The sequence below is a fragment of the Mycolicibacterium parafortuitum genome, assembly GCF_002086815.1.
Classification (GTDB): domain Bacteria; phylum Actinomycetota; class Actinomycetes; order Mycobacteriales; family Mycobacteriaceae; genus Mycobacterium; species Mycobacterium parafortuitum.
Genome location: NZ_MVID01000057.1, coordinates 1 through 1,904 on the forward strand (window position 1 = coordinate 1; position 1,904 = coordinate 1,904).

2 protein-coding genes are annotated in these 1,904 nt (G+C 64.2%); both read left to right on the plus strand.

The annotated features are described in order from the left end of the window. Positions 1–137: 137 nt before the first annotated feature. Positions 138–1,352 (plus strand): ISL3 family transposase, encoded by a 1,215-nt coding sequence (locus BST38_RS28725; RefSeq protein WP_110782063.1) that lies wholly within the window; start codon positions 138–140, stop codon positions 1,350–1,352. A 23-nt stretch (positions 1,353–1,375) separates the two neighbouring features. After that, positions 1,376–1,904, plus strand: a 529-nt coding sequence (locus tag BST38_RS28730; RefSeq protein ID WP_133057270.1) for a DUF222 domain-containing protein, incomplete at its 3' end; no start/stop codon positions are given.

A 1,904-nucleotide genomic window follows, 5' to 3' on the forward strand; every position in this document is an offset into this window, starting at 1 on the left:
TTTTGCCTGCTCAGAGGGTGTTTTGGGTGAGGCTCAACGATTTCGGTAGTGACCGGGTGAAGTGAAGGACGCGCACGCGGTGTTCCTCTAGGTTTCGGGGTTACCACACCAACCTCAACCACAAGGAAACGATCCGCGTGCGCGTCAGTACTGCATTTAACCGCTTGCTGCAGATTCCCGGGGCCACGGTGACAGATGTCGTCATCGGCGATGGCCAGATCGAGGTGCACCTACGGCCACGAGCCCGCTTGCTGCACTGCCCCTGCGGCAAACACCTCCGAGCGGTCTATGACCGGCGCCGCCGGCGCTGGCGCCACCTGGATCTGGCCCACGCACGGCTATGGCTGGTCTACGACATCCGCCGGATCAACTGTCCGGACTGCGGCGTCATCACCGAAGAGCTGCCGTGGGCCCGTCCCGGTGCTCGCCACACCCGCGATTTCGAAGACGTCGTGCTGTGGCTGGCCCAACGCACCGACCGGACCTCGGTGTCCACGTTGATGCGCTGCGCCTGGGAAACCGTCACCGCGATCATCAACCGAGGTGTCACCGAACTCCTTGATCAACGTCGCCTGCAAACCCTCTACCGCATCGGCGTCGACGAGATCTGCTACCGCCACCCACACCACTACCTGACCATCGTCGGCGATCACGACACGGGCACCGTCATCGACATCGAGACCGGACGCAGTGAACAATCCTTAACCAATTTCTATGCCGCCCAACCTGAGTCATCCCTCGCCCAGATCGAAGCAGTCAGCATGGATGTCTCGCGCGCCTATACCGGTGCCACCACCGCCGCAGTCCCGCACGCGCTCATCTGCTACGACGGATTCCACATCATGCAATGGGTCAACCGGGCCCTCGACCGCGTCTACGCCGAATCCATCCGCCTACCCGGGTACGCCACAGCGGACTGGAAAGCAGCCCGTTGGGCGCTCCGCACCGGGGAGAACAAACTCACCGACGACAAGCGCGCCCTGGTCAATCACATCGCCCGCACCAACCGCCGTATCGGCCGGGCCTGGACCCTCAAAGAACAAGTTCGAGACCTCTACCGCTATGACCACGAACCCGGCACAGCCCGCCGATTACTCAAGGCCTGGATCACCGCCGCCAAACGCTCCCGGATCCCGGCGTTCGTCGCACTCGGCAAACGATTCACGATCTACTTCGAACCCATCCTCGCCGCCATCGAACTCGGCATCTCCAACGCCCTCATCGAAGGCATCAACGCCAAAATCCGCCTCATCAACGCCCGCGGATACGGACACCACTCCGCCCAAACACTGAGCTCAATGATCTACCTCTGCCTCGGTGGACTGCAGGTCACGCTCCCCACGAAAACCTGAAGAGCCGCACTAGTGTTCGATGTATGGATGTGGTGGCGGAGGCGGTCGGGGTGATCGAGGAGCAGATCGCCATCCTGGCCAAGGCGGTCGACGAACTGCCCCACCGGGACTTGGTTCAGCTGCTGGCCCAGTTGACCACGGTGCTGCGTTCGGCCCCGGCGCTGGAGCATCAGGTGCTGGCGCGGCTGATGGACGACACCGAACCACACCAGCTCGGGGACGCGTCGTGGAAGAAAGTGCTGACGACCGCGTTGCGGGTCAGCGGCAAGGAAGCGAGGCGTCGGATCACCCACGCCGAAATGTTGGGGCCGCGGCGCTCGATGACCGGGCAACCGCTGGCGCCGGTGTGGGAGGCCACCGCCGACGCCCAGGCTCGCGGTCTGCTCTCCGACGAGCACGTCGAGATCATCGCCAGATTCCACCACCGGTTGCCGTCCTGGGTGGACGCCGAGACCCGCGCGGCCGCCGACGCGCACCTGGCGCAGGTGGGGTCGGGGTTGGGCCCTGAGGAACTCGACGCCGCGGCCGGCCGCTTGTTGGTGATGATCGACC